Below are 2352 nucleotides of genomic sequence, written 5' to 3'. Positions count from 1 at the left end.
TGATAGTAGAACCAATCGGACATTTACTGGCAGTTGTTCCCATACTTATCCATATTTATTTCAGTTTATCGCCTGGAGTCGGGGGCTTACTGCCAGTTATATGCGGGATAAAGTGAAACTTCAATCCATGGGTTTCGGATTGATAGTAGAACCAATCGGACATTTACTGGCAGTTGTTCCCATACTTATCCATATTTATTTCAGTTTATCGCCTGGAGTCGGGGGCTTACTGCCAGTTATATGCGGGATAACTTGGCTATCGGCTAATTAGTTAATAGAAAATGGAGAGGGTATTTTGAATACTATAGATAAACCAAACGTAGTAATTGTGATTTTTGGAGCAACAGGAGACCTATCTAAGAGAAAATTATTCCCTTCCATTTATCGCCTTTATCAGAATGGAAAAATTGGTGAAGATTTTGCAGTAGTTGGTCTCGCTCGTAGACCATGGACCAATGAAGTTTTTAGGGAAAATGTAAGAGATTCAATTCAAAATGCTTCTTTAAACGCAGAAGATATAGAAGCTTTTTCATCTCATTTTTATTATCATTCCTTTGATGTAACTGACACGTCTTCCTATGACCATTTAAAAATATTACTTGAAGAGCTGGAGGGTAATTATCAAACAGATGGCAATCGAATATTCTATTTAGCTATGGCACCGGAATATTTTGGTTCCATCGCCAATCAGCTTCAACAAAACGGCTTAAAGGATAGTGCTGGCTGGACAAGACTTGTTATTGAAAAACCATTTGGTCATGATCTAGAATCTGCAAAAGCGTTAAACAATCAAATTCGCGTGGCATTTAATGAAAATCAGATTTATCGTATCGATCATTATCTAGGAAAAGAAATGGTACAAAACATTGAAGTTATTCGCTTTGCGAATGGGATATTTGAACATTTATGGAACAATCGCTTTATCTCCAATATCCAAGTTACTTCTAGTGAGGAACTTGGTGTTGAAGATAGAGCACGCTACTATGATCATTCAGGTGCTACAAGAGACATGGTACAGAACCATATGCTACAAATGGTAGCATTATTAGCAATGGAACCACCAATTAAATTAACTCCAGAAGAAATTCGTTCAGAAAAAGTGAAGGTATTACGGGCATTACGACACGTTGATCCTGACAAAGTGGATGAATTCTTTGTTCGTGGACAGTATGGAAGTGGAACCTCAAAAGGCGAAGTGGTGAAGGGATATCGAGAAGAAACAGAAGAGTTAGCTGGATCTACTACAGAGACATACGTTGCTGGAAAAGTAATGATTGATAACTACCGTTGGGCAGGAGTACCATTCTATATCCGAACCGGCAAACGTATGAAAGAAAAATCCACTAAAATTGTCGTTGAGTTTAAAGATATACCAATGAATTTATATTACAAGGATGAAGCAGAAAAGCATCCTAATTTACTGGTCATTAATATTCAACCAAATGAAGGAATCACTTTGTATCTCAACGCTAAAAAGGCTGGAATCGGCTCAATTGCTGAGCCTATTAAGCTTTCTTATACCAATAATGGCGTGGATGGAATAAACACACCAGAAGCTTATGAAAAACTAATTTATGATTGTATCATCGGCGATACAACAAACTTTACACATTGGGATGAAGTAGCCTATTCATGGGCATTTATCGACTCCTTACTTCAAGCATGGTCAGCATCACAACCTAAATTCCCAAACTATCCTTCAGGTTCAATGGGGCCACAGGCTGCCAATGATTTACTTGAACAAGATGGATTCCATTGGTGGCCAATTACTGAATAGCTGATCATCTCTCAGAAAAAAGTCAGCGTAATATTCTAGTTTAGCAAAATGCTAATTTCTAAAAAAAGACCAAGTAATTCGCATAACATACGAATTACTTGGTCTTTTTAATTTATACGTTTTTGTTCGTCTGAAATGGTTCCAGTAATTATTAGTACAATAGCAGTAATGATATGCATTACCATACCGACAATAGGTATCCACCCAATACATGATGTAATAATTCCTAAAATACTACCTGCTGTAGCTGCACCATCTCTTTTTGATAAAAATAATGTAATGATATGAAGTATTAACATAACAAACAAGGGTGTCCAAAAATTTGAAACAATATATACGCCCCCAAGAATAGGAAAGCCAAGTAGTGCTTCAAATATCCCTGTGACCCATTTCATTATTCTGGATAAAGACATAAGATATCCTCCTCTACTTCTTCTATTCTTCTCAATAGAATCAATTTCATAATTGCTGTTTTTAAAAATGCATAGAGTTGTTCCTTGATGATTTTTAAGTTTTTTTAATAAAGATCAATTTTATTTATGCAGCTTTTAGCGTCTTATGTTTCATTTCTAGTC

At 36.1% G+C, this 2352-nt stretch carries 3 protein-coding genes; 2 read left to right on the top strand and 1 reads right to left on the bottom strand.

Features of this window, described 5'->3' with window-relative positions:
• Positions 1 to 271, top strand: a 271-nt coding sequence (locus RVS70_RS21465; RefSeq protein WP_321134753.1) for a hypothetical protein, incomplete at its 5' end; no start/stop codon positions are given.
• A gap of 24 nt (positions 272 to 295) precedes the next feature.
• Positions 296 to 1777, top strand: a complete 1482-nt coding sequence (gene zwf, locus RVS70_RS21460) for a glucose-6-phosphate dehydrogenase (RefSeq protein ID WP_026681757.1) — start codon at positions 296 to 298, stop codon at positions 1775 to 1777.
• A 107-nt stretch (positions 1778 to 1884) separates the two neighbouring features.
• On the opposite strand, the gene RVS70_RS21455 is transcribed toward zwf, so the two are convergent.
• Complete coding sequence (locus tag RVS70_RS21455; RefSeq protein WP_121603939.1) at positions 1885 to 2190, bottom strand: hypothetical protein; 306 nt, start codon at positions 2188 to 2190, stop codon at positions 1885 to 1887.
• Between the last annotated feature and the right edge of the window lie 162 nt (positions 2191 to 2352).

It is taken from the genome of Virgibacillus sp. M23 (assembly GCF_034190895.1).
Classification (GTDB): domain Bacteria; phylum Bacillota; class Bacilli; order Bacillales; family Amphibacillaceae; genus Virgibacillus; species Virgibacillus salarius.
Note: the sequence above shows the minus strand (reverse complement) of the source record. Positions and strands in the feature narration are given on the sequence as shown.